This is a genomic window from Bradyrhizobium sp. Bra78 (genome assembly GCF_024519855.1).
Classification (GTDB): Bacteria; Pseudomonadota; Alphaproteobacteria; order Rhizobiales; family Xanthobacteraceae; genus Bradyrhizobium; species Bradyrhizobium japonicum_G.
The window spans coordinates 68,942-92,604 of record NZ_JALJRE010000005.1; the positions used below are offsets into that span (position 1 = coordinate 68,942).

General features: G+C 66.2%; 14 protein-coding genes and 2 pseudogenes. 10 read left to right on the forward strand and 6 right to left on the reverse strand.

Translation table 11 applies throughout. The annotated features are described in order from the left end of the window. Positions 1-16: 16 nt before the first annotated feature. Positions 17-1,411, reverse strand: a complete 1,395-nt coding sequence (locus OC450_RS13350; protein WP_211385586.1) for a M48 family metalloprotease — start codon at positions 1,409-1,411, stop codon at positions 17-19. Positions 1,412-1,632: 221 nt separating this feature from the next. Between OC450_RS13350 and OC450_RS13355 the strand changes: the two genes are divergently transcribed. The 3 genes from OC450_RS13355 (at position 1,633) to OC450_RS13365 (ending at position 4,916) form a co-directional block, all read left to right on the forward strand. After that, positions 1,633-2,820, forward strand: coding sequence for a pyridoxal phosphate-dependent aminotransferase (locus tag OC450_RS13355; protein ID WP_211385587.1), 1,188 nt, complete (start codon positions 1,633-1,635; stop codon positions 2,818-2,820). 122 nt (positions 2,821-2,942) lie between these two features. Further along, complete coding sequence (locus OC450_RS13360; RefSeq protein WP_211385814.1) at positions 2,943-3,497, forward strand: biotin transporter BioY; 555 nt, start codon at positions 2,943-2,945, stop codon at positions 3,495-3,497. An 84-nt stretch (positions 3,498-3,581) separates the two neighbouring features. After that, positions 3,582-4,916 carry a dicarboxylate/amino acid:cation symporter gene (locus tag OC450_RS13365; RefSeq protein WP_211385588.1) on the forward strand — a complete coding sequence of 445 codons (1,335 nt, stop codon included), beginning with the start codon at positions 3,582-3,584 and terminating at the stop codon, positions 4,914-4,916. 33 nt (positions 4,917-4,949) lie between these two features. Here OC450_RS13365 and OC450_RS13370 read toward each other — a convergent pair. After that, positions 4,950-5,384 (reverse strand): annotated as a pseudogene (locus tag OC450_RS13370) (3-beta hydroxysteroid dehydrogenase); the annotation flags it as partial. A gap of 171 nt (positions 5,385-5,555) precedes the next feature. Here OC450_RS13370 and OC450_RS13375 point away from each other — a divergent pair. After that, a pseudogene (locus OC450_RS13375) lies at positions 5,556-7,593 on the forward strand (tetratricopeptide repeat protein). On the opposite strand, the gene OC450_RS13380 reads toward OC450_RS13375, so the two are convergent. From OC450_RS13380 to OC450_RS13390, 3 genes are all read right to left on the reverse strand, one after another. Beyond that, positions 7,590-8,822 (reverse strand): NAD(P)/FAD-dependent oxidoreductase, encoded by a 1,233-nt coding sequence (locus OC450_RS13380; RefSeq protein ID WP_256808026.1) that lies wholly within the window; start codon positions 8,820-8,822, stop codon positions 7,590-7,592. The pseudogene OC450_RS13375 and the gene OC450_RS13380 sit on opposite strands and share 4 nt — an antisense overlap. Before the next feature lie 16 nt (positions 8,823-8,838). Further along, a complete protein-coding gene (locus OC450_RS13385; protein ID WP_256808027.1) occupies positions 8,839-10,062 on the reverse strand; it encodes an MFS transporter in 1,224 nt (407 codons plus the stop codon). Positions 10,063-10,124: 62 nt separating this feature from the next. Next, positions 10,125-11,621, reverse strand: coding sequence for an amidase (locus tag OC450_RS13390; RefSeq protein WP_262048035.1), 1,497 nt, complete (start codon positions 11,619-11,621; stop codon positions 10,125-10,127). Positions 11,622-11,830: 209 nt separating this feature from the next. Between OC450_RS13390 and OC450_RS13395 the strand changes: the two genes are divergently transcribed. Further along, positions 11,831-12,505 carry a helix-turn-helix domain-containing protein gene (locus OC450_RS13395; RefSeq protein WP_262048036.1) on the forward strand — a complete coding sequence of 225 codons (675 nt, stop codon included), beginning with the start codon at positions 11,831-11,833 and terminating at the stop codon, positions 12,503-12,505. A 91-nt stretch (positions 12,506-12,596) separates the two neighbouring features. Here OC450_RS13395 and OC450_RS13400 read toward each other — a convergent pair whose 3' ends face one another. Next, positions 12,597-15,701, reverse strand: a complete 3,105-nt coding sequence (locus OC450_RS13400) for a ribonuclease E/G (RefSeq protein WP_256808029.1) — start codon at positions 15,699-15,701, stop codon at positions 12,597-12,599. A 703-nt stretch (positions 15,702-16,404) separates the two neighbouring features. Between OC450_RS13400 and OC450_RS13405 the strand changes: the two genes are divergently transcribed. The 5 genes from OC450_RS13405 (at position 16,405) to OC450_RS13425 (ending at position 23,579) form a co-directional block, all read left to right on the forward strand. Beyond that, on the forward strand, positions 16,405-17,715 hold the full coding sequence (locus OC450_RS13405; protein WP_211385595.1) for an N-acetylmuramoyl-L-alanine amidase: 1,311 nt from the start codon (positions 16,405-16,407) through the stop codon (positions 17,713-17,715). Positions 17,716-17,952: 237 nt separating this feature from the next. Beyond that, complete coding sequence (locus OC450_RS13410; protein ID WP_211385596.1) at positions 17,953-20,454, forward strand: penicillin-binding protein 1A; 2,502 nt, start codon at positions 17,953-17,955, stop codon at positions 20,452-20,454. Positions 20,455-20,566: 112 nt separating this feature from the next. After that, a protein-coding gene (gene prfB / locus OC450_RS13415; RefSeq protein ID WP_211385597.1) for a peptide chain release factor 2 occupies positions 20,567-21,698 on the forward strand; the annotation gives its coding sequence in 2 pieces (ribosomal slippage) (positions 20,567-20,635 and positions 20,637-21,698; 1,131 coding nt in all). Between the two features lie 2 nt (positions 21,699-21,700). Further along, the gene (locus OC450_RS13420; RefSeq protein WP_262048037.1) at positions 21,701-22,582 is read left to right on the forward strand and encodes an NAD(P)-dependent oxidoreductase; all 882 of its coding nucleotides are present in this window, start codon (positions 21,701-21,703) and stop codon (positions 22,580-22,582) included. Between the two features lie 85 nt (positions 22,583-22,667). Beyond that, positions 22,668-23,579 carry a DMT family transporter gene (locus OC450_RS13425; RefSeq protein ID WP_256808031.1) on the forward strand — a complete coding sequence of 304 codons (912 nt, stop codon included), beginning with the start codon at positions 22,668-22,670 and terminating at the stop codon, positions 23,577-23,579. Positions 23,580-23,663: the final 84 nt, after the last annotated feature.

The window sequence follows — 23,663 nt, forward strand, 5'->3', positions numbered from 1 at the left end:
CTAGTTACGCGGCGGCCTAGTTACGCGGCGATTTGGTCGCCACGATGTCGTCGGCCTTGACCCATCCGGGCGTGCCGACGGCGAAACGGGTCTTCGCGCGCGTCGCAAGCTCGCGGGCGGTCTTGTTGTCGCCGCGCAGATAAGCGGCCTGGGCCGACGCCAGATCCGCCTCGGCATAGTCTCCCTTCCGGCCATAGGCCATCGCGAGCTGCATGAAGCCGAGCGGCGCCTCGGGCTCCCGCGCCACGGCGGCACGGAGAATCCTGATGGCGTCGTCCGTGTAGGCCTTATTATCGGTTCCAACCAGAGCCTGCCCAAGTAACATCTCGATGAGGGGCGCGTTGTTCGACAGCTGCACCGCCTTGCGCAGGGCCGGGATCGCCTCGGCCGGCTTGCCGCCTTCCAGCAAGGCCTGGCCGCGCACCTCGTAAAAATACGGATTGTTCGGCTGTACCTGGATCAGGGCGTCGATCTGGGCGAGCGCGCTGCGCAGATCGCCGTGCAGATAGGTGCTGATGGCGCGGGCATAGCGCGCCGGCATGCTGTCGTTGGTCTGCGGATAGCGCCGGTACACCGTCTCCTGCCGTTCCATGAAGGCGGAGATCTTGGCGCGCACCATGTCGTGGCGGAGCTGGAGCGCGGGATCGTCCTTCTTGTCCCAATACGGGCTGGTGCTGGCGAACTCCTGGAGCGCCGCGACGCGCTCGGCGGGCATCGGGTGCGACTGGAGATAGGGATCGGCGCCGCGTGCCGCGAACAGGCTCTCGCTGGTGAAGCGCTTGAAGGTCTCGTACATGCCTTTCGGCGACTGGTGGGTCGCAGTCAGGAATTTCACGCCGGCGCGGTCGGCGTTCTCCTCCTGCTGGCGCTGGTATGACAGCAGCGAGCGGCGGATCATCTCCTGCGGGCCGGCGATCGCGGCCGCACCGGCATTGGCGAGCCCGTTGTTGCCGGCGCCGCGTGTGGTGCCGGCGACCATCGCACCTGCACCCAGCAGCATGGCAATGATCATCTGGGTCTGGGCGTTGGCGAGCTGCTCGCGCAGCTTGGACAGATGGCCGCCGGCCAGATGTCCGGTCTCGTGCGCGAGCACGCCGATGATCTGGTTCGGGGTCTCCGACTGGAGGATCGCGCCGTAATTGACGAAGATACGGCGGCCATCGGCGACGAACGCATTGAAGTTGCCGTCGTTGAGGATCACCATCTGGATGTTCTGCTTCTCCAGACCGGCCGCGCGCAGGATCGGGCGCGTGTATTCGCGCAGCAGCTGCTCGGTCTCGGTGTCGCGCAGCACCGGCAGCCCGTTCTGCTGCGCCTGCGCCGCCGGGAACGGCAGTATCGCGATCGCAGCCGCCGTGACGAGGGCGGTGAGAGCGGTGGCCTTCTTGCGCAATGTGATCTGGAGCAACATCAAGCGGTCTGGGTCAAACGGGCTTGGCATACGGTCTTGGCAAGCAGTCTTGGTCGAGAGCAGTTTGTGGATTGGTTTTGGCGATTGGCGGCGGACCGGATACGCGATATGCCCTTGTGAGCCGTCCCCCTTATGAGCCGTACAATGCGGCCAGTCTGGGGCGCAAGCGCCCCGTTTCCCGGACCGGACGGACCGGTCCGCCAGCGAATTAGCAGAAACCGATGCACGATGCGACATTGAGGAACCGGTTGGGGCAGTGGCTCGAGCCCTCCCGCCGCAGCGACGTTCCCCCGTTCATGGTGATGGACGTCATGGCCGCCGCGGCCCGAATCGAGGCGGCCGGCGGCCATGTCATCCACATGGAGGTCGGCCAGCCCGCCGCCGGCGCGCCGAAAACGGCGATCGCGGCCGCCCGTGCGGCGCTGGAGGCCGGGCGGATCGATTATACCTCCGCGCTCGGCATCCCGAGCCTGCGCGAGCGGATCGCACGCCACTATCGCGATGCGTATGGCTGTGACGTCAGCCCGGAACGGATCGTGGTGACCACCGGCTCCTCCGGCGGGTTCATCCTGGCCTTCCTGTCGATGTTCGAACCCGGCGACCGCGTCGCCGTGACGGTGCCGGGCTATCCGCCATACCGTCATATCCTCACCGCGCTCGGCTGCGAGCCGGTGCTGATCGAGACCACCAACGAGACGCGCCATGCGCTCACCGGCGAAGCGCTGCTGGCGGCCCATCGCAAGGCGCCGCTCAAGGGCGTGCTGGTCGGCAGCCCCGCCAATCCGACGGGGACGATGATGTCCCGCGAGGCGCTCGCGGGCCTCATCGCGGCGGCGGAAGATGCCGGCATCCGCTTCATCTCGGACGAGATCTACCACGGCCTCGACTACGCGTTTCCCGCGGTGACGGCGGCGGCGCTGTCGGACCGCGCGCTCGTGATCAATTCGTTCTCGAAGTATTTCTGCATGACGGGGTGGCGCGTCGGCTGGATGGTGGTGCCTGATGTGCTGGTGCGGCCGATCGAGCGCCTGCAGCAGAACCTGTCGATCTCGGTGCCGTCGCTGTCGCAGATCGCAGCAGAGGCTGCCTTCGACGGTGCGGCCGAGATGGAGGAGATCAAGCACGGCTATCAGGAAAACCGGCGCATCCTGATCAAGGGATTGCCCAAGGCAGGCCTCAGCAAGTTTCTGCCGGCCGACGGCGCCTTCTATCTCTATGCCGACGTCTCCGACTTCACCTCCGACAGTTTCGAGTTCGCCAAGCAGATGCTGGAGCAGGCACACGTTGCGGCGACACCGGGCGTCGATTTCGATCCCGTCCATGGCCGTTCCTTCATACGGTTCTCTTATGCGCGTTCGGCCGCGGAGATGCGGGAAGCAGTTGACCGGATCGCTCACTGGCTTAAATAGCCGCCAGTTTTCGACAGCCGTTTCGAAAACAGCCTTGTTTCGAAAACAGCCTTGCGGAGTTCAACTTGTCTGACCGTTCCCTCGCGCCCACTGCTGCGCCGCATTCTCCTCTTGCCGCCTTGATGTGGCCCGCCCGGCCGGGTGAAACCGTCGGCGCCTTGCGCGCCATCGTGCTGATTGCGCTCGGCACCGCCTTGATGGCGCTGTCAGCCAAGGTGAACCTGCCGCTGCCTTACGTGCCCATGACATTGCAGACGCTGGTCGTGCTGATGATCGGCGCGGCGTATGGCTGGCGCCTTGGCAGCGCAACCATGATCGCCTACCTCGCCGAGGGCGCGATGGGCCTGCCGGTGTTCGCCGGTCCCGTGGGCGGAATTGCACCGCTGGTCGGCCCGACCGCGGGCTACCTGTTCGGCTTCATCGGCGCCGCCTTTGTCACCGGCTGGCTCGCCGAGCGCGGCTGGGATCGCAGCGTAGTGCTGCTGTTTGCGGCCATGGCGGCCGGCCACATCCTCATTCTGGCCGCGGGCTTCGGCTGGCTGGCCTGCGGCGTTGGCCTTGGCGCTGCGAAGGCGTGGCAGGTCGGCCTTGCGCCGTTCATTGCGGCCTCGCTGGTCAAGAACGCGCTGGGCGCGACGCTGATGCCGGCGGCACGCCGGATCGTCGATCGCAGCTAAAGCGCGCAATGAAGAGCAGTTCCAATTGACAGGGCCGGCCAAGTTGATCTTGGCTGGCCCGGCGTTTTGAGGGGGAGTGAAACAATGACAACGACAACGATGGCGGGGGCGCCGGTCGCGCCGGCTGCCGCCAAGCCGTGGTACAAGGTTCTCTACGTCCAGGTGCTGATCGCCATCATGCTCGGCGCCATCGTCGGCTGGCTCTGGCCGACGGTTGCCACCAACGACTGGATCAAGGCGCTCGGCGACGGGTTCATCAAGCTGATCAAGATGGTGATCGCCCCGATCATCTTCTGCACCGTCGTCTCGGGCATCGCCCACATCCAGGACGCCAAGAAGGTCGGGCGCATCGGCGTCAAGGCGCTGGTCTATTTCGAGGTCGTCTCGACCTTCGCGCTGTTGATCGGCCTAGTCATCGGCAATGTGGTGAAGCCGGGCGCAGGCTTCGGCAATGCGGCGGCAAACGAGGCGGCCGTTGCGAATTACGCCAAGCAGGCTGCCGGTCAGAAGTCGGTCGACTTCGTGCTGCACATCATTCCGGATACCGTGGTCGGCGCCTTTGCCCAAGGCGAGATCCTGCAAGTGCTGCTGTTCTCGGTGCTGTTCGGCTTCGCGATCATGAGTCTCGGCGAGCGCGGCCACACGATCCGCTCGTTCATCGATGATGCCGCGCATGCGGTGTTCGGCGTCATCTCCATCGTGATGCGCGCGGCGCCGATCGGCGCGTTCGGCGCGATGGCCTTCACCATCGGCAAGTTCGGCACCGGAGCGATCCTCAATTTGATCGGGCTGATCGCGACGTTCTACGTCACGGCCGCGCTGTTCGTGTTCGTCGTGCTCGGCATCATCGCGCGGCTTGCCGGATTCTCGATCTTTCGTTTCCTCGCCTACATCAAGGACGAACTCCTGATCGTGCTCGGCACCTCGTCCTCGGAAAGCGCGCTGCCGTCCCTGATGGAGAAGCTGGAACGGCTCGGCTGCTCCAAGTCGGTGGTCGGCCTCGTGGTGCCCACGGGCTACTCGTTCAATCTGGACGGTACCAACATCTACATGACGCTGGCGACGCTGTTCATCGCGCAGGCACTCGGCTTCGATCTCTCCTTCGGTCAGCAGCTCACGATCCTGGTCGTGGCGATGCTGACGTCGAAGGGGGCCTCGGGCATTACGGGAGCGGGCTTCATCACGCTCGCCGCGACTCTCGCCGTGGTCGATCCGCGCCTCGTGCCGGGCATGGCGATCGTGCTCGGCATCGACAAGTTCATGAGCGAGTGCCGTGCGCTGACCAATCTCTGCGGCAACGGCGTCGCGTGCGTGATCGTCGCCTGGTGGGAGGGTGAGCTCGACCGCGACAAGCTCAACGCCAACCTCTCCAAGCAGATCGACCCGACGGACATGGAAACGGCGATCACGACGGACTGATCTGTCAATTGACTGCGGCGGCGCAATGCGCCGTCAGGTCCTGAAGTAACGGGGCTGGTCGAGATCCTCGATCAGCCCTTGTTCTTGCGGCGCCCAGTCGAGCAAGGCGCGCGTCTTCGCGCTCGATGCCGGAACGTCGACGCCGGCGAACTGCGCGAACCAGCCGAAATGCGCGGGTGCTTCATCCACCGACTTCGAGACCACGGGCACGCCGAGCCGCCGGCCGATCATCTCCGCAATCGCCTTGAACGGCACGCCTTCCTCGGCGATCGCATGATACTGCCTTGCGGTCGCGCCTTGTTCCGACACGCGCGGAAAGTGGTGCGCCGCGTCGTCGTCCTCGGTGGCGCGCCGTCCGGGCGCGAGCAGGGCGACGCCGGAGGTGGCGATGAGCGGGCGGTCGGGTCCCCTGAGCGCCTCGCCGATGGCCAGGATTGCGCGGCGGTCCAGCTCGCAATTGTCCAGAAATTAATTCGAGCTTCAATGTCGAGGGCCGCTCCGATCTCAGCATGATCGTCTACAACCCGGCGACGCCCGAGGATGCCGCGCGGATCAAAAAACTGCTTCGCCGCGCCAGCCGACTGACGGAATTCGCGCCCTCGTGCGTTTAACCCGCATCTGACGTTGAAGGGGCGGGGCATCGTGGGCAAGGCGAGGGTCGATCAGATTGTGCTGCAGGCGGCAGAGCATTTTGCGGCGGGTCGCCATGACCAGGCCGACGCGCTCTGTGCGGAGGTGCTGAGGGCGGAGCCGGATCACGTGCCGGCGCTGCATCTTGCCGCGGTCGCGGCTTTCGTCACCGACCGCGCAGCCGCGGTGCCGCGCTGCTTGGCCGCGTGTTCAACATCGATCCGGAGCACGCGCCGGCCCTCGTCACGCTTGGCGACGCGCTCGCGGTCAAGGGCGAGCGCGAGGGCGCGGTGGCGGCGTTCCGGCGCGCGCTGGTCCGGAGGCCGGACGATGCGGGCCTGCACAACAAGCTCGGCGTGGCGCTCGGCGAGCTCGCGCGCTTCGACGAGGCGGAACTTGCCTATCGCCGCGCGCTCGCGCTCGACGCGCATCTGACCCGCGCCTGTTTCAATCTTGCGGTGGTGCTCGCGGAGCAGGGGCGGCTGACTGAAGCCGAGGAGGCTTATCGCGCGGTCATCGCGCGGGAGCCGGCCTATCGCGGCGCCTGGCTCAATCTCGGCAACCTCCTCATGGACCAGCTGAAGCTCGGCGAGGCGGAGGTCGCCTATCGCCGCGCACTCGACGGCGATCCCGACGATCCCGGGGTGCTCTGCAATCTCGGCGCCGTGCTCTATCGGCAAGGCTTGCTCGAAGATGCCATCGTCCAGTACCGCCGCGCCATCGCGCTCATACCGGACAATGCTCCGGCGCTGCGCCTGCTGGGTCTCGTCCTGCACGAAGCCGGTCACTTGCCCGAGGCCGCCGGTGCTTACAGGCAGACTGTCTGACCGAGCTCGGCGCGCTGAACGAGGCGGTTGCCGCTTGCGAGCAGGCGCTGCTGCTCAAGCCCGATCACGCCGCGGCCTGGACCAATCTCGGCATCATCTTCGAGAAGCAGGAACGCGTGGAGCGTGCAATCGCCGCGCATCGCTGCGCGGTCGTGGCCGATCCCGCCTATGCCAAGGGCCACGCCAATCTCGCGGTCGCGCTGCGCAATGCCGGCGAGATCGACGCCGCGCTCGCCGCCTCGCATCGCGCGATCGCGCTCGATCCGGAGCAGCCGCTCGCGCAGTACAACCACGCGCATTTCCTGCTGATGAACGGTGAGTTCGCCGACGGGTTCGAAGCCTATCGGTGGCGGCGCAAATGCAAGACGCTGTCGGATGGCGATCCCTCGTTCACCGAGCCGGAATGGCAGGGCGAGACTCTGGACGGCCGCACCTTGCTGCTGTTCGCCGAATACGGACTCGGCGATGCCCTGCATTTCGTGCGCTATGTGCCGATGGCGGCGGCGAGGGGCGGCAGGATCGTCCTGCAGGTGCAGCCCGCCCTGGCCTCGCTGTTGAGGCAACTGCCCGACGTCGCCGTGATTCCGCGCGGCGAGAAGCTGCCGCCGTTCGATCTGCAATTGCCGCTGATGAGCTTGCCGCGGGTTTTTGGCACCACTCTCGACAATATTCCAGCGGCCGTGCCGTATCTGCAGCCGGATCCCGAAAGACTCTTGCGCTGGCGGGCCGCACTGGGGCGCGAGAGGCGGCTCAAGGTCGGGGTGGTCTGGGCCGGCAATGCCAAACACAAGGGCGACCAGCAGCGCTCGCTGTCGGCGAAGGCCGTGCTGCCCCGTCTCGTGATGCCCGGAGTGCAGCTCTACAGCCTGCAAAAGGAGCCGCGCGCCGTGGATGGCGAGGTGCTGGCGGCGCTCGGCAAGGACATCATCGATCTTGCGCCGGCGCTCGGCGATTTCGCTGATACCGCGGCAGCCGTGGCCGCACTCGATCTCGTCGTCGCGGTCGACACGTCGGTTGCCCATCTCGCCGGTGCGCTCGGCCGTCCGGTGTGGATGCTCACGCCTTACGCACTGGACTGGCGCTGGCTGCGCGAGCGCGAGGACAGTCCGTGGTATCCGACCATGCGGCTGTTCCGCCAGCGCGCCCCGCGCGAATGGGACGACCCGCTGCTGCGCCTGTCGGCCGCGCTCGCGCTGCTCGCCGCGAGTGCCGAAGGCTAGAAACGCTCCGGCCGGTATGGCGTCGGATCGATCGCAGGCGTTTCGCCGCTCATCATTTCGGCGAGCAGGCGGCCGGTCGCGGGTCCCAGCGTAAAACCCTGGTGGCCGTGGCCGAAGTTCATCCAGAGACCCGGATGGCGCGGGGCGGCGCCGAGCACCGGCAGCATGTCGGGCGTGCAGGGGCGGGTGCCGAACCACGGGTCGGGCTCGACGCGCTTGCCGAGGTCGATCAGCTCGCGCGCGGAGGCTTCCGCGCTAGCGAGTTGCACCGGCGTGGCGAGCGCGTCCATGCCGGTCAATTCCGCGCCGGTGGTGATGCGGATTCCCTTCGCCATCGGTCCCATGGCGTAACCGCCGGCCTTGTCGACCAGCGGCAGATCGAGCGACGCGCCGCCGGCGTAATGCATGTGGTAGCCGCGCTTGCGCACCAGCGGAATGCGATAGCCGAATTTGTGCAGCAGATCGGGCGACCACGGTCCGAGCGTCACGACGGCATGCGGGGCGTCGATACGTCCCGTGTCGGTGGCGACCGACCAGCCGGTCGCCGTCTGCTGCAAGCTCTGGGCATCGCCAAGCACGATGGTGCCGCCGAGGCGCTCGAACAGCTCGGCATAGGCCGTGACCAGCGCGCCGGGATCGGACACGGTCCAGGTGTCGAGCCAATGGATCGCACCGGGCAGGTCGTCGCGAAGGATCGGTTCGGCTTTGGCGAGCTCGGCCCCCGACAGCGCGCGAAACCTGACGCCGAATTCGCGCTGGTCTTCATCCGCAGCCTTGACGGCGAGATCGAAGGAAGCTGCGTCGCGATGCAGATGCCGGTAGCCCGCGCGGCGGATCAGATTGTCGGCATGGGCCTCGCGAATGAGGATGTCGTGCTCGGCCGTCGCGTAGGCGATCAGCCGCGCCCAGGCGTCGATCGCCTCGCGATGCCGCTTCGGCGCCGAATGCCACCAGTAGCGGAGCAGGGGCTCGATATGGAGATGAAGCGACGACAGGCTGTAACGCACGTCGTTGGTGCGGCCGGTCGCGATCTTCAGGAGCGTGGCGATGTCGCGCGGCATCGGATAGGGGCGGACCGCCTCCGCCTGGATCATCCCGGCATTGCCGTAGCTGGTCTCGCGGCCCGGCTCCCTGCGGTCGACCAGCGTCACGGACCAGCCGCGCTGCTGGAGGTGCAGCGCCGCGCTCACGCCGATCATGCCGCCGCCGAGAACGATCGCGCTTTGCATCGGCAGAATTCTCCTGTCAGGCCGGCTGCGGGGCGAGCTTCGGCTGCGCCGTGTTGATGGTTGCGGCGACCACGACGGACAACGCCGTCATCGCCACGAGGAAGCCGAAGGCGGCATCGAACGATCCGGTGCCGGTCACGATGAAGCCGATGGCGACGGGTGCGACGAAGCCCGCGCTCTGGCCGCCGAGATTGACCATGCCGATCCCCGATCCGATCTGGTCGTCGCGGAGCAGCTTGGTCGGAAGCGCGATCACCGAGGCCAGCACGAAAGACTTGAAGAAGTAGACCAGCGACTGGAACACGATCAGCATCGTGATCGTCTCCGCCTTGTACATGGCGTAGAGGAAGATGCCGGTCAATGCGGAGCTGCCGATCAGCAGATATTTTTCGCGCTCGGCAAAGAACGTCGTCATCACCCAGCCGCCGCTCGCGGTCGCGATCGTCGCCATCACGAACGGGATCGGCGCCACCACGCCGACGGTCTTGAGGTCGAGCCCGCGCTGCTGGAGCAAATAGAGCGGCATCCAGGAATCCAGCCCCTTGTTGACGCAGCTGAGACCGAACCACACCACCATCAGCTGCCACAGCAGCGGATTCTTCATGAGTTCGCGCATCGGCGCACGGTTCTCGGCCTTCGCCGATGTGTCCTTGTCGCTCGCGTCCGGACGTCCCAGATAGGGGACGAAGACGAAATAGACCACCGCGAAGACGATGCCGGCAATGCCGATCGCGTTGAAGGCATGGCGCCAGCCGAGCGCGAGGATCAGCGGCGCCATGATCAGCGGCGCGACCATGCTGCCGGCATAGTTGGAAGACAGCAGCAGTGCCGACATCTTCGGCCGGCTGTCCTTCTTGAAGACTTCCGCGATGGCGCGGATGCTCGCCGGCGGGAAGCCGCCCTCGGCGATGCCGAAGATGAAGCGGATCGCGATCAGCGAGGTGAGCGACCAGGCAAGACTCGTGAACGCCGTGAACAGCGACCACATCACGATGGTGATGATCACCACATATTTCGATCCGAAGCGGTCGGAGAGCCATCCGCCCGGCACCTGCATCGCGGCGTAACCGAGGAAGAACGCGCTGATGACGATGCCGAGATCCGCGGCCTGGAGGTTGAAGTCCTTGCCGATCTGCGCCAGCGCCAGCGAGATCGCCGCGCGGTCGACATAGGAAATGCAGTAGGCGATGTAGAGCAGGACGAATGCGACGACGCTGGTCTTCCTCGGCAGTTCCGTCATGCTCGTCTCCGTTGCGCCGGCGCTGCAGCCGGGGCTGGTTTCGGGTCATTCCCAGGTTCTGGTCATTCCCAGGTGAGGAAACCGGGCGCGGCCGACAATGGCGGCGCTGCGGCGAGCCGCGCCAGGTCGGGCACCGGCCGGCACAATTGCGCATCGCCCGCGAACGCGGCCTCGATGCTCGCGGCGACCGAGAGCACGATGGCGTCGCCGCCGCGCGGGCCGACGATCTGAAGGCCGAACGGCAGGCCGGCTTCATCGAGGCCGAGCGGGATGCTGATTGCGGGATGGCCGGGGAGCGTGACGGCATAAGCGAGCGCGAGCCAGTGGAAATAGGATCTGGTCGGCACGCCGTCGATCTCGGCAGGATAGAGCTCCGACCAGGGGCGCGGGCTGAGCGTAATGGTCGGGCTGATCAGCACGTCGCAAGATTCAAAGAAGGTCTGGTAGGCGCGATAGATTCGCGTCTGCGTCGTCGTGGCGCGCGCGTGGTCCTCGAGCGTGTAGCCGAGGCCTTCCTCGACATTGGCGCGGACATTGGGGCCGAGCATGTCGGGCCGCTCTTTGTAGTTCTTGCCGTGCGTCGCCAGGAACAGGCCTGCGCGCAGCACCGCGAAGGCGTCGTCGGCGCCGGCGCAATCCGGCGTCGCTTCGCGGCAATCGGCGAAGAGCGGCGCAAGCTTGTCCACGCGGTGACGGAACACGCGCCGGACCGCCTGCTCGGTCGGGGCGAAACCGAAATCCTCGGTGAAGGCGAGGCGCAGCTTGCCGAGGTCGGCGGGGCGCGGAGCGGCCCAGCGCTCGGCGCGCGCGCGCACTTGCTCGCCGGGCAGCGTATAGGCGAGCGGATCGCGGACATCGTCGCTCGCCATCACCGACAGCATCAACGCGGTGTCGGCGACATTGCGCGCCATCGGCCCGTCGGTCGACAAATTGGACCAGCCGAACGCGCGCTTCTCGCTCGCCACGAGCCCGTAGGATGGCCGCATGCCGACGATGCCGGCGAAGCCGGCGGGATTGCGCAAGGAGCCGCCGGTGTCGGAGCCCGAGGCGAGCGGGGCCATGCCGCAGGCGAGTGCCACCGCCGAGCCGCCGGAGGAGCCGGCCGCCGAACGCATCGGATCGAACGGATTGCCGGTCGCGCCGAACACGGGATTGCGGGTGTTGCCGCCGGCCGCCCATTCCGGCGTGTTGGTCTTGCCGAAGATGATGGCGCCGGCCGCACGCAGCCGTGCGACCGAGCCCTGGTCGGAGGCCGGAACGTTGTCCTGCAGCAGCGGGCTGCCATAGGTGGTGCGCAGCCCGGCGGTGTCCTGGGTGTCCTTGATGAGAACGGGGAGCCCGTGCAGGGCGCCGCGATCCTCGCCGCGCAGGATGGCAGCCTCGGCCTGCCTGGCCGCGGCGCGTGCGGCTGCCTCGTCCAGGGTCACGACGGCGTTGACGGCAGGATTGATGGTGGCGATCCGCGACAGGCAGGAATCCAGCAGCTCGACGGGCGAGATCGCCCGGGCGGCCAGCAGACGGCGCAGCTCAACGGCGCTGGAATCGCAAAGTCCGGACAATGCCAATCCCCTTTCAAATTGTGAAAACGATTTAGCATATCGGAAAGTCAACGAGGCGCACCAATATTTGTCAGATGGAGCCATTTCTTGCACAAATACTGGCATGGCTGCCTAAAACGGGAACTTTAGGCCTCTGGAGGCCTTGCGTCCGTCCAAAAGATTAGATGGATCGGTCAACAATTTTTCTGCCGGCGTGGTAGCCTCGCGGCATGAGCGAGATCGCGACGACGCCGGAGGGCGCCAATTCCCAGCTCGGCCAATGCCTCAAGGCGGCCCGCCAGGCGCGTGGGCTGACGCTCAAGCAGGTGGCGGAGCGGACCGGAATGGCGCTCTCGACCCTGTCCAAGGTCGAGAACGGCCTGATGTCGCTGACCTACGACAAGCTTCTCCAGCTCACCTCGGGCCTGAAGATGGAGATCGCCGAGCTGTTCAATCCGGCGTCTCCGCGCCCCGTGCAGGACCGGCCGGTCACGGCGCGGCGGAGCATCAGCCGCGCCGGGCAGGGCCAGGTGATCACGACCGGGTTCTACACCTACACGTATCAATGCACCGACCTGATCGGCAAACGCATGGTGCCGATCCTGGCCGAGGTGCGCGCACGCTCGCTGAGCGAGTTCGGCCCGCTGCTGCGTCATGCCGGCGAGGAGTATTTTCTGGTGACGAGCGGACGCGTCGCCGTCCACACCGAGTTCTATGCGCCGGAGATCCTGGACGAGGGCGACGGCATCTATCTCGACAGCACCATGGGCCACGCCTACCTCAACGCCGGCGACGGGCCTGCCGCCAAGGGCGTCTGTCTCTGCACCAGCGAGGGCCCCGATCTCTATGATCAGCTCCGCCAGATCGCATCGCGCGATGTTGCGGACGATCCGCCGTCGCTCTGAAGTCGGCAAAGGCAGCGCGAAGCCAAGCGAGCGCGAAACGGAAAACGCCCGGCCAAGGCCGGGCGCTCTTGTTTTGGTGCTCGTCTTATTCTTATTCGCCGCCGCCGAAGCGGCGCGACCACCAGCCGGCGCGACGCGGTGCGGCCGATGTTTCGCTGGTCACTTGCGGCGCGGGCTCCGGAGCCGGCGGGGCAACCGGTTCAGTGGCCTGCGCAGCCGGTGTCGCCGGTTCGCTCGGGGTGCTCGACAGGAAGCTCACCTTTTCCCGGACCGTGGAGCGGCGCCGCGCGGCCTTGTCATCGGCGGGCTCTTCTTCCGCGGCGGCAGGAGCCGGCTCGTGCCGGGCCGGCGCCTCGAACGGGACTTCAGCACGCGGCTCAGGCTGGGTGACCTGAGGCTCGGCGGTGGGTTCGGCCTGCGCGATCGAGGGCGCAGCCTCGCCGCCAAAGCCGTCGAAATCAGCGACTGCGTCGGTCGCCTCCGGCGGCGCACTGGCCCCGAGCTCGTCGCCGATGGAGCCGGCGAGACCTTCCTCGTTGCCACCGCGCCGGCGGCGTCCGCCACGGCGACCGCGCCGGCGGCGGCGGTCGGCGTTGGCCTGCTGCTCGCCACGGGCGGCCTGCTCCTCGCCGTCCTCGGCGCCATCCTGCTCGGACTCGGCCTCCTCTTCGCCTTCGCCGGCCGCGATAGCCGGTTCGGGAAGGGTGGGCGGGCTGTCTTCGCGAAGCTCGCCGTCGCGCGGGCCACCACGGCCGCGACGACGCCGGCGGCGCTTGCGACCGCGCTGGCCGTCCTGCTCGGTCGCTGCATCACCGGCAGCCTGCTCTTCGGCGAGACCTTCGGTCTCCTCGGTCTCGACCTCGGATTCGGTCTCCAGATCGAACTCTTCGTCCTCGTAGGCTTCTTCGACCAGGGGCGGCGGGCTCGCTGCCGCCTGCGCCACGAGCAGCGCCTTGGCGGCTTCCAGCGTATGCACCTGCTCGCCGCGATCGATGAGATAGGCCTGCGGTCCGCTGACGCTGGGATCTGCGATGACCGCCAGCGTGACCTTGAAGCCGTTCTCGAGATCACGCAGATGGCCGCGCTTGTGGTTCAGCACGTAGAGCGCGACGTCGGTGCGGGTGCGGACCACGAGATTGTGGGTCGCGCCCTTCATCAGGATTTCTTCGAGGCCGCGCAGCAGCTGCAGCGCCACCGAGGATACCGAGCGGACATGGCCGGTGCCGCCGCAATGCGGGCAGGGATCGGTCGAGGATTCCAGCACGCTGGCGCGGATGCGCTGGCGCGACATCTCGAGCAGGCCGAAATGCGAGATGCGTCCGACCTGGATGCGCGCGCGGTCCTGCCTCAGGCAATCGGACAGCTTGCGCTCGACCGCACGGTTGTTGCGCTTCTCGTCCATGTCGATGAAGTCGATGACGATCAGGCCGGCGAGGTCGCGCAGGCGAAGCTGGCGGGCGACCTCTTCGGACGCCTCCAGATTGGTCTTGAGCGCGGTGTCCTCGATATGGTGCTCGCGGGTCGAGCGTCCGGAGTTGACGTCGATCGAGACCAGCGCCTCGGTCTGGTTGATCACGATGTAGCCGCCAGAGCGCAGCTGCACGGTCGGCGAGAACATCGCATCCAGCTGGCTCTCGACGCCCATGCGTGAGAACAGCGGCTGGCCGTCGCGATACTGCTTCACCGCGCCGACATTGGCGGGCATCAGCATCTTCATAAAGTCACGCGCCTCGCGGTAGCCGGAGTCGCCGGCAACCGAGATCTCGTCGATCTCCTTGTTGTAGAGGTCGCGCAGCGAGCGCTTGATCAGCGAGCCTTCCTCGTAGACGAGGGTCGGGGCCTGCGACTTCAGCGTGAGGTCGCGCACCGTCTCCCACATCCGGATCAGATATTCGAAGTCGCGTTTGATCTCGGGCTTGGTGCGGGCGGCGCCTGCCGTGCGCAGGATGATGCCCATGCCCTCGGGCACGTCGAGATCCTGCACCACTTCCTTGAGGCGCGAGCGATCCTGCGCGCTGGTGATCTTGCGGCTGATGCCGCCGCCACGCGCGGTGTTGGGCATCAACACGGCATAGCGGCCGGCGAGCGACAGATAGGTCGTCAGCGCCGCGCCCTTGTTGCCGCGCTCTTCCTTGACGACCTGCACCAGCATCACCTGGCGGCGCTTGATGACTTCCTGGATCTTGTACTGGCGGCGCGGACGGAAGGTGCGCTCCGGAACTTCCTCGAGCACGTCGTCACCACCGACGGATTCGACGACTTCATCTTCGGCTTCCTCGCCGTCCTCGTCCTCGTCGTCTTCGTCCTCCTCGGACTCCTGATGACGAGCCTCGGTGATTTCGCCGGCGGCGTACACGGCGTCGGCCGGTTCAGCGGCTGACGTCACGGCTTCGGCGAGAGCCTCGGCGTGCGCCTCGGAAGCGTGAGCTTCGAAGGCTTGAGCTTGGAAGGTTTGAGATTCCTGGGGCTCGGCAGCGGTCTCGGTCGCGAACGCGGGCTCGGCGCCGATTGCCGCGACAGGCGCGGGCGTCTCGGCGGCATGATCATGGTCGTGATGATCGTGCTCGCCGTCATGACCATGGTCGTGATGATCGTGAGCGTGATGGTGATCGTCATCATGGGCATGATGATCGTCGTGATCATGGTCTCCATGATCGTGGTCGTGATGATCGTGGCCTTCGTGCTCGCCATGATGTTCCGCGTCGGCGTGCAGATGCTCGCCTTCGTGCGAAACGCCCTCGGCGTGCTCCGGCAGCGCCCCGCCCTCGACCGGCTGCGCCGCGGCATCGGCGCCTTCGACGATTTCGCTGCGGACGCGTTCGCCCTGACCGCGGCGGCGGGCGTTGCGGTGGCGCGAGCGGCGGCGGCCGTGGGAGCGGTTCTCGGTCTCTTCCTCGGCCTCGCGATGGGCCTGTTCTTCGGCCTCGATCAGCGCCTGCCGGTCGGCAACCGGGATCTGGTAGTAGTCGGGGTGGATTTCGCTGAAGGCGAGGAAGCCGTGGCGGTTGCCGCCATATTCGACGAAAGCGGCCTGGAGCGAGGGTTCGACCCTGGTGACCTTGGCGAGGTAGATGTTCCCGCGCAGTTGCTTGCGTTGCGCGGTCTCGAAATCAAACTCTTCGACGCGATTGCCGCGGACCACGACGACCCGGGTCTCTTCCGGGTGGGTGGCATCGATCAACATCTTGTTGGGCATGTCTTAACTCTTGGCGGCGGCGGGCGCGATCGACCGTGGGCGCCAAGAGCGCTGCCGGGTGACGCGACGGTCCACCTGATTCGGGGGTGAGGGGAAGGCCGAAACACCGTCTCTCGCACCTTGCCGAACCGGAAGCTTCAGGACCAAAGCGGCGCGCGGGATTTTCACTCCGCAGCGTCGCGAATGGTCCTTCAGATTTCGTCGGCACAGTCTGGCGCATCAAGCGTCGGCCCGTATGAAACACTGGGCGGCGAGGCCGCCCTTCAATCAGTTGCTGCTGGCCAGGCATGGCGCGAGCGCGCTCGCCTTGGGATTACGAACCGCTCCCCTGGGATTAAGGGACCGGGTAACGGGTCACGCCGCTGTCAGAACCGTCCCGGAAACACAGCGGTATCCGGAGACCGTCCGCCGCCGGTACTTGCCCCGCTCCACCTCGCTGCCGCGCACCGCGCTGGTCTTAGAGGAGAGCGGAAAAACGCTGGAATTCCCGAACCTTGGGATTTCCGGCGCTGCACCGGGGGCTGAATGCGACACAACCGGAAATATCGGCCGTCAGCATTCCGTACATACGTGGAATGGGGCAACCGTGCAAGGGAGCGTCGCACGGCGGTCACAGTCAGCGAGTTTCGCGCGTCTGCCATTAAGGATCGTTTAACCCTGTGGTTCTATTGCGTTAAAAAGGCTGCTCGGAGGCACGGAATCGGTGGCGAGCCGCGCAAATCAAAGGGTGTTGCTGGGATGTGCGCTGCTGTGCGCCGCGGCATTGCCGTGTGCTGATTCCACGCGTCTGAAGGCCGCGGAGAGCCCGCCGCAACCCTCTGTTGCAGCAGCGAATTTTCCAGTCGCCTCGGCCGCCCGGCTGGCCGGTGACGGCAAGCAGACCCGCTTCATCCTCGACATCGACCAGGCCGTGACCTTCCGCGCCGTCACGTTGGCCGACCCGTATCGGGTGGTGGTCGACGTCCCCCAGGTCAGTTTTCAACTCCCCGCCGGCACGGGTTCCGGAGGACGGGGACTGGTGAAGGCCTTCCGCTACGGGCTGGTGATGCCCGGCGGCTCCCGAATCGTGTTCGACCTGACCGGCCCGGCCAAGATCGCCAATTCCTACGTGCTGGAGGCCGCCAACGGCCAGCCGGCCCGGCTCGTGCTCGAGCTGGAAGAGGTCGACCGCGCGGCCTTCGTGCCGTCGCTCACTCCGGAAAACCGCCCGGAACTGCGGCCCGCGATCGCCGATCCGCCGCCTGCAACAACGGTTCCGGCATCCGCGGCCCCTGACGCAGGGCAGCAGAAGGCCGATGGCCGCGCGGTGGTCGTGATCGACCCCGGCCATGGCGGCATCGACAACGGCACGCAGTCGGGCGGCGAGAGCGAGAAGAACCTGGTGCTGGCCTTCGGCCTGGCGCTGCGCGACCGGCTGGAAAAGACCGGCAAGTACCGCGTGGTGATGACACGGGACGACGACACTTTCATCCCGCTCAACGACCGGGTCAAAGTCGCGCGCGGTCTCAAGGCGGCGTTGTTCGTCTCGATCCACGCCGACGCGCTGCCGCGCGCCGAGGGAGACGCGCAGGGCGCCACCATCTACACGCTGTCCGACAAGGCCTCCGACGCCGAGGCGCAGCGACTGGCGGATGCGGAAAATCGCGCGGACGCGATCGCAGGCTTTAACCTTGCGGAGGAGCCGACGGATGTCGCCGACATCCTGATCGACCTCACCCAGCGGGAAACCCGCACCTTTTCAAGCCGTTTTGCACGGCTGTTGATGGGCGAAATGAAGTCGACGGTGCGCATGCACAAGCATCCCCTGAAGTCGGCCGGCTTCCGCGTCCTGAAGGCGCCCGATGTGCCCTCGGTGCTGGTCGAGATCGGCTACGTCTCCAACAAGGGGGACCTCGAGCACCTGGTCTCGGAGGGCTGGCGGTCGCGTGCCGTGGGTTCGATGGCGCAGGCCATTGACGGCTTCCTGGCCAAGCGGATGGCCACAGCAGGGCCTTCGACAGGGCCTTCGAATTGAAAGGGTTTTTCCGTTCCGCCGCAAAAGCCCTAGTTTGGCCACAGCGGGCGCTTTATAAAAACGCCGCAGGGGGTTCCGGAATCGGCGAGAATCCCGTTCGGCAAGCGTCTTAAGTCCGGCACTGATATGATTGCGTAGGCCGGTGAGTTCGCGACGTGACATGGACGCCGGTTTTGCGTCCAGGCTGATCTTGATGTGATCTTGGGCTGATCCAGGGATTGAACGGATAAACAGATAATGCGCTTGCTTGTGCGGTTCATGGGCTTCCTGTTCGCCGCGGGAACAGTGGTGTTCCTTGTTGGTGTCGGGGCCGTGGCAGGCCTGATCTGGCATTTCTCCAAGGACTTGCCGGACTACTCTCAGCTTCAGGATTACGAGCCGCCGGTGATGACCCGCGTGCACGCGGTCGACGGCTCGCTGCTCGGCGAATACGCCAAGGAGCGGCGGCTTTACCTGCCGATCCAGGCGGTGCCGAAGCTCGTGATCAACGCGTTCCTCGCAGCCGAAGACAAGAATTTCTACGAGCATGGCGGCATCGACTACACCGGCATGGCGCGCGCCGGCCTGGTCTATCTCCAGAACTACGGCTCCAACCGCCGTCCGCAGGGTGCTTCGACGATCACCCAGCAGGTAGCCAAGAATTTTCTCCTGACCAATGAGGTCTCCTTCGCCCGCAAGATCAAGGAAGCCTTGCTGGCGATGCGCATCGAGAAGACCTACTCGAAGGACAAGATCCTCGAGCTGTATCTGAATGAAATCTATCTGGGCCTTGGCGCCTACGGCATCGCGGCCGCGTCGCTGGTTTATTTCGACAAGTCCGTGAACGAGCTGACCGTCGCCGAAGCGTCTTATCTCGCGGCGCTGCCGAAGATGCCCGCGACGCTGCATCCGGTCCGCAACCGTGACCGCGCCATCGAGCGCCGCAACTACGTGATCGACCGCCTGCTGGAGAACGGCTGGATCAAGCAGGCCGACGCCGATAAGGCGCGCAAGGAGCCGCTGGTCGTCACCAGCCGTTCCAACGGCGCTCACACCTTCGCCGGCGAGTATTTCGCCGAGGAAGTGCGCCGCGACATCTTCGAGCGCTACGGCGAGAAGAAGCTTTACGAGGGCGGTCTCTCTGTCCGCACCACGCTCGATCCGAAGATCCAGGTCATGGCGCGCAAGACCATGGTCGCCGGCCTCGTCAATTATGACGAGCAGCAGGGCTATCGCGGCGCCATGAGCAAGCTCGATATTTCGGGCGATTGGGGCGTGAAGCTCGCCGAGATCAAGTCGCTGTCCGACATCTCGCCATGGCGCATGGCGGTGGTGCTGGAGACCAGCGACCAGTCGGCGCGCATCGGCTTCCAGCCGAGCCGCGAGCTCGGCGGCGCCGTGAGCAAGCAGCGCGAGACCGGCCTCATCACGCTCGACGGCATCAAATGGGCAAAGGCGGCCTCGGGGGCCACGAAGGGCAGGGCGGCGAGTGCGGTGTCGCAGGTGCTCCAGCCCGGCGACGTGATCTATGCCGATCCGCTTTACAAGGACGGTCAGCCCGTCGAGGGCCAGTACCGGCTGCGTCAGATTCCCGAAGTGTCCGGCGCGATGGTGGTGATGGACCCCTGGACCGGCCGCGTGCTCGCGATGGTCGGCGGCTTCTCGTTCGACCAGAGCCAGTTCAACCGCGCCACGCAGGCCTATCGGCAGCCCGGTTCGTCGTTCAAGCCGATCGTCTATTCGGCCGCGCTCGACAACGGCTATACGCCCTCGACGGTCGTGCTCGACGCGCCGATCGAAATCGACCAGGGCCAGGGCGCCGGCGTGTGGCGGCCCGAAAACTTCTCTTCCGGCAAGTTCCAGGGGCCGGTGACGCTGCGCAACGCGCTGCGGCAGTCGCTCAACACCGTGACGGTGCGCCTCGCGCAGGACATCGGCATGCCGCTGATCGGCGAATATGCCCGCCGCTTCGGCGTCTATGACGAGCTGCCGAACTACCTGTCGTACGCGCTCGGCGCCGGCGAGACCACGGCGATGCGCATGGTCACGGCCTATTCGATGCTCGCCAATGGCGGCCGCCGCGTGAAGCCGACCCTGATCGACCGCATCCAGGACCGTTACGGCCACACCATCTTCAAGCACGACCAGCGCGAATGCCGTGGCTGCGACGCGCCCGGCGGCTGGAAGAACCAGCCCGAGCCGCAGCTGATCGACCGCCGCGAGCAGGTGCTGGATTCGATGACGGCCTATCAGATCACCGAGCTGATGGAGGGCGTGGTCCAGGCCGGTACCGCGACCGTGGTCAAGGCGGTCGGCAAGCCGATCGCCGGCAAGACCGGCACCACCAACGAGGCCAAGGACGCCTGGTTCGTCGGCTTCTCGCCCGACATCGCCGTCGCCATCTACATGGGCTACGACAAGCCGCGTCCGCTCGGCAAAGGTAACGCCGCGACCGGCGGCCATCTCGCGGCCCCCATCGCGCGCGACTTCCTTCAGCTCGCGCTCGCCGACAAGCCCGCGGTTCCGTTCAAGGTGCCGGCGGGCATCAAGTTGGTTCGCGTCGTCGCCAAGACCGGCATGCGCGCCGGACCGGGCGAGACCGGCGGAACCATCCTCGAGGCCTTCAAGCCGGGCACGGCGCCGCCGGATAATTACTCAGTCATCGGCGTTGCCGATGCCGACGGCCGCATGCCGGCATCGCAGCAGCAGCAGCCCGATTCCGGCTTCTTCATGCGGCCGGGCACCGGCGGCTTGTACTAAGGCCTGGGACAAGAGGGGCCTTCTTCGCCGCGGCGGTTGCGCTTTGCAGCCGCCGCCGCTACATCCCGTTGCAATCAGACGCGGAAACATTTCCGTGAGACCAGAGAACGACATGCGCGCCGAAATCGAACGGTTGGTAGAAGAGATCAAGCAGTCTGTCGGGCTGCTGAGGAGGCATCTTTGACGTCGAGAAATCGACGGCGCGCCTCGCTGAGCTGAACAAGCTCGCAGAAGATCCCAACCTCTGGAACGATCCCCAGAAAGCCCAGAAGCTGATGCAGGAGCGCACCTCGCTCGAGGATTCGCTCTCCGGCATCGGCAAGGTCGAGCAGGAGCTCGAAGACGACATCGGCATGATCGAGCTCGGCGAGGCCGAGGGCGATACGGGGGTCGTTGCTGAAGCCGAGGCTGCACTCAAGAACCTGAAGAAGGAAGTGGCGCGGCGCGAGCTCGAGGCGCTGCTGTCGGGCGAAGCCGACCGCTTCGATTCCTATCTGGAAGTCCATGCCGGCGCCGGCGGCACCGAGAGCCAGGACTGGGCGCAGATGCTGCTGCGCATGTACACGCGCTGGGCCGAGACCCACGGGTTCAAGGTCGAGTTCCTCGAAGAGTCCGAGGGCGAAGAGGCCGGCATCAAGTCGGCGACGATCCAGGTCTCCGGCCACAATGCCTATGGCTGGCTGAAGACGGAGGCCGGCGTGCATCGCCTCGTGCGCATCTCGCCGTTCGATTCCAACGCGCGGCGGCACACGTCTTTCTCCAGTGTGCAGGTGTTCCCCGTCATCGACGACAGCATCAAGATCGACATCAAGGAATCCGACGTTCGTACCGACACCATGCGCTCCGGCGGTGCCGGCGGTCAGCACGTCAACAAGACCGAATCCGCGGTGCGTCTGACCCATATCCCGACCGGTGTCGCGGTGGTCTGTCAGGCCGGCCGCTCCCAGCACAAGAACAAGGCGCAGGCCTGGGACATGCTGCGCGCGCGTCTCTATGAAATCGAGCTCAAGAAGCGCGAGGAGAAGGCCGCTGCCGACCAGGCCGCCAAGACCGATATCGGCTGGGGCCACCAGATCCGCTCGTACGTGCTGCAGCCCTACCAGATGGTGAAGGATCTGCGCACGGGCGTGCAGACCTCCGACACGTCGGGCGTGCTCAATGGCGAGCTCGACGACTTCATGGCCGCGACGCTGGCGCAGCGCGCCTTCGGCACCACGACCGGCGACATCGAGGACGTGGACTGATCATGCCCCGTGTCGCCTTCATCGGATTGGGGCGCATGGGTCACGGCATGGCCGGCCGCTATCTCGATGCCGGCTTCACGGTGACGCTGTGGAATCGCAGCAAGGCCAAGGCCGAGGATTTGATCGCGCGTGGCGCGCATTGGGCGACATCACCTGAAGATGCCGCGATCGACGCCGACGCCGTCGTGACCATGGTTGCCGATGACGAAGCCTCGCGCGCGGTCTGGCTGGGGCCGAAGGGCGCGGCCAAGACGGCCAAGGCCGGTACCATCGCGATCGAATGCTCCACAGTCTCCTATGATCATGCCCGCGAGATGGGCCGCGAGCTCAACGCGCGCGGGCTGATCTACATCGACTGCCCCGTGACGGGATTGCCGGATGCGGCAGCGAGCGGAAAGCTGACGCTGCTGGTCGGCGCCAACGCGGCTGACCTCGATCGCGCGCGGCCCTATCTCGAGCCAATCGGCTCGACCATCCGCCATTTCGGACCAGTTGGCGCCGGCACGGTCTACAAGCTGATCAACAATCTGATGGGAGCGATCCAGATCGCAGGCCTGGCCGAGGGCCTTGCGATCGCCGAGCAGGCCGGCCTCGACATGAACCTCGTGCTGGAATCGATCCAGGCAGGCGTCGCCGCAAGCCCGCAGGTTCAGCGTCATTCCAAGCGCATGGTTACCCGCGATTTTTCCGGTGCAACGTTCACGGCGGCGCTGCGGCACAAGGATGCCGCCTATGCCGTGAAGCTCGCAGAGAGCCTGCTGGCAGCCAAGCCGCTGGTCTCCCGCGCCGCAGTGGAGGCCTACGCGCAAGCGAAGGCCGCGATGCCCGACGACGACGAAGGCAAGATGATCGAGCTGGTGTCGCGGCCGAAGAAGCCGTCCTAGCGCGGACCTCCCAAATCCCCGGAAATCGGGTGGCGACTCCCGACGCGCTGTTCTAGGCCGGAGGTCTGACCGGAATTTGGACGCCATGCTCCCGAACGACAACCGGATCGATGCGCGCGACGGGGCGCTGCTCGCCGTGCTCTCGGTGCTCTGGGGCGGGTCGTTCTTCTTCAACGGCGCGGCGCTGCGGGAATTGCCGCCGCTGACGCTGGTGTTTGCTCGCGTTGCGCTGGGTGCGGTCATTCTCCTGCCGCTGCTTCGCATGCAGGGGATCGGCTTTCCCAAGGACATGAAGAGCTGGACAGCGTTTGCCACGATCGGGCTGTTCAACAACGTCGTCCCGTTCTCGCTGATCGTGATCGGGCAGACTTTCATTCCGAGCGGGCTGGCGTCGGTTTTGAATGCGACCACGCCGCTGTTCACGGTGATGGTGATGGCCGCGGCGGGTGAGGAGGCCTTGCAGATGCGGCGCGTCGCCGGCGTGGCGCTGGGCCTCGCCGGCGTGATCGTTCTGCGGGGGTGGGGCATCGAGACGAGGCCGGGGCAGGGGCTCGGCATCCTGCTCTGCCTGGGCGGCGCCCTCAGCTACGGCTTTGCAGCGCTGGCGGCGCGGCGGCTGTTGAAGGATTCGCCACCGCTTGGGACGGCGACGTTTCAGCTGATGGCGTCGACGGTGATGATGGCGGTGGTCGCCGGCGCAATGGAGCAGCCGTGGCGCCTTCCGATGCCGGGCATAGCGACATGGTTCGCCGTGCTTGGCCTTGCCGGCCTGTCGACGGCGCTCGCCTATATCGTCTTCTTTCAGATCCTGCGGCGCTCGGGCGCAACCAATGTCATGCTGGTGACGCTGTTCATTCCCGTCACCGCCATTCTGCTGGGATGGCTGGTGCTGGGTGAGCCGATCTCGACTCGTGAGATCGCGGGCGCGATCGTCATCGGCAGCGCGCTGCTCGTGATCGACGGGCGCGTTCTGAACCTGCTGCGGCGCGGCGCGTAGGTTCCGGAGTCGCGTTTCACCTCGCGGAAAATCGCGGCGCTTGCCAGCCGCAGGCGAGCTTGCGACACTCTCCGCAAAACAAGA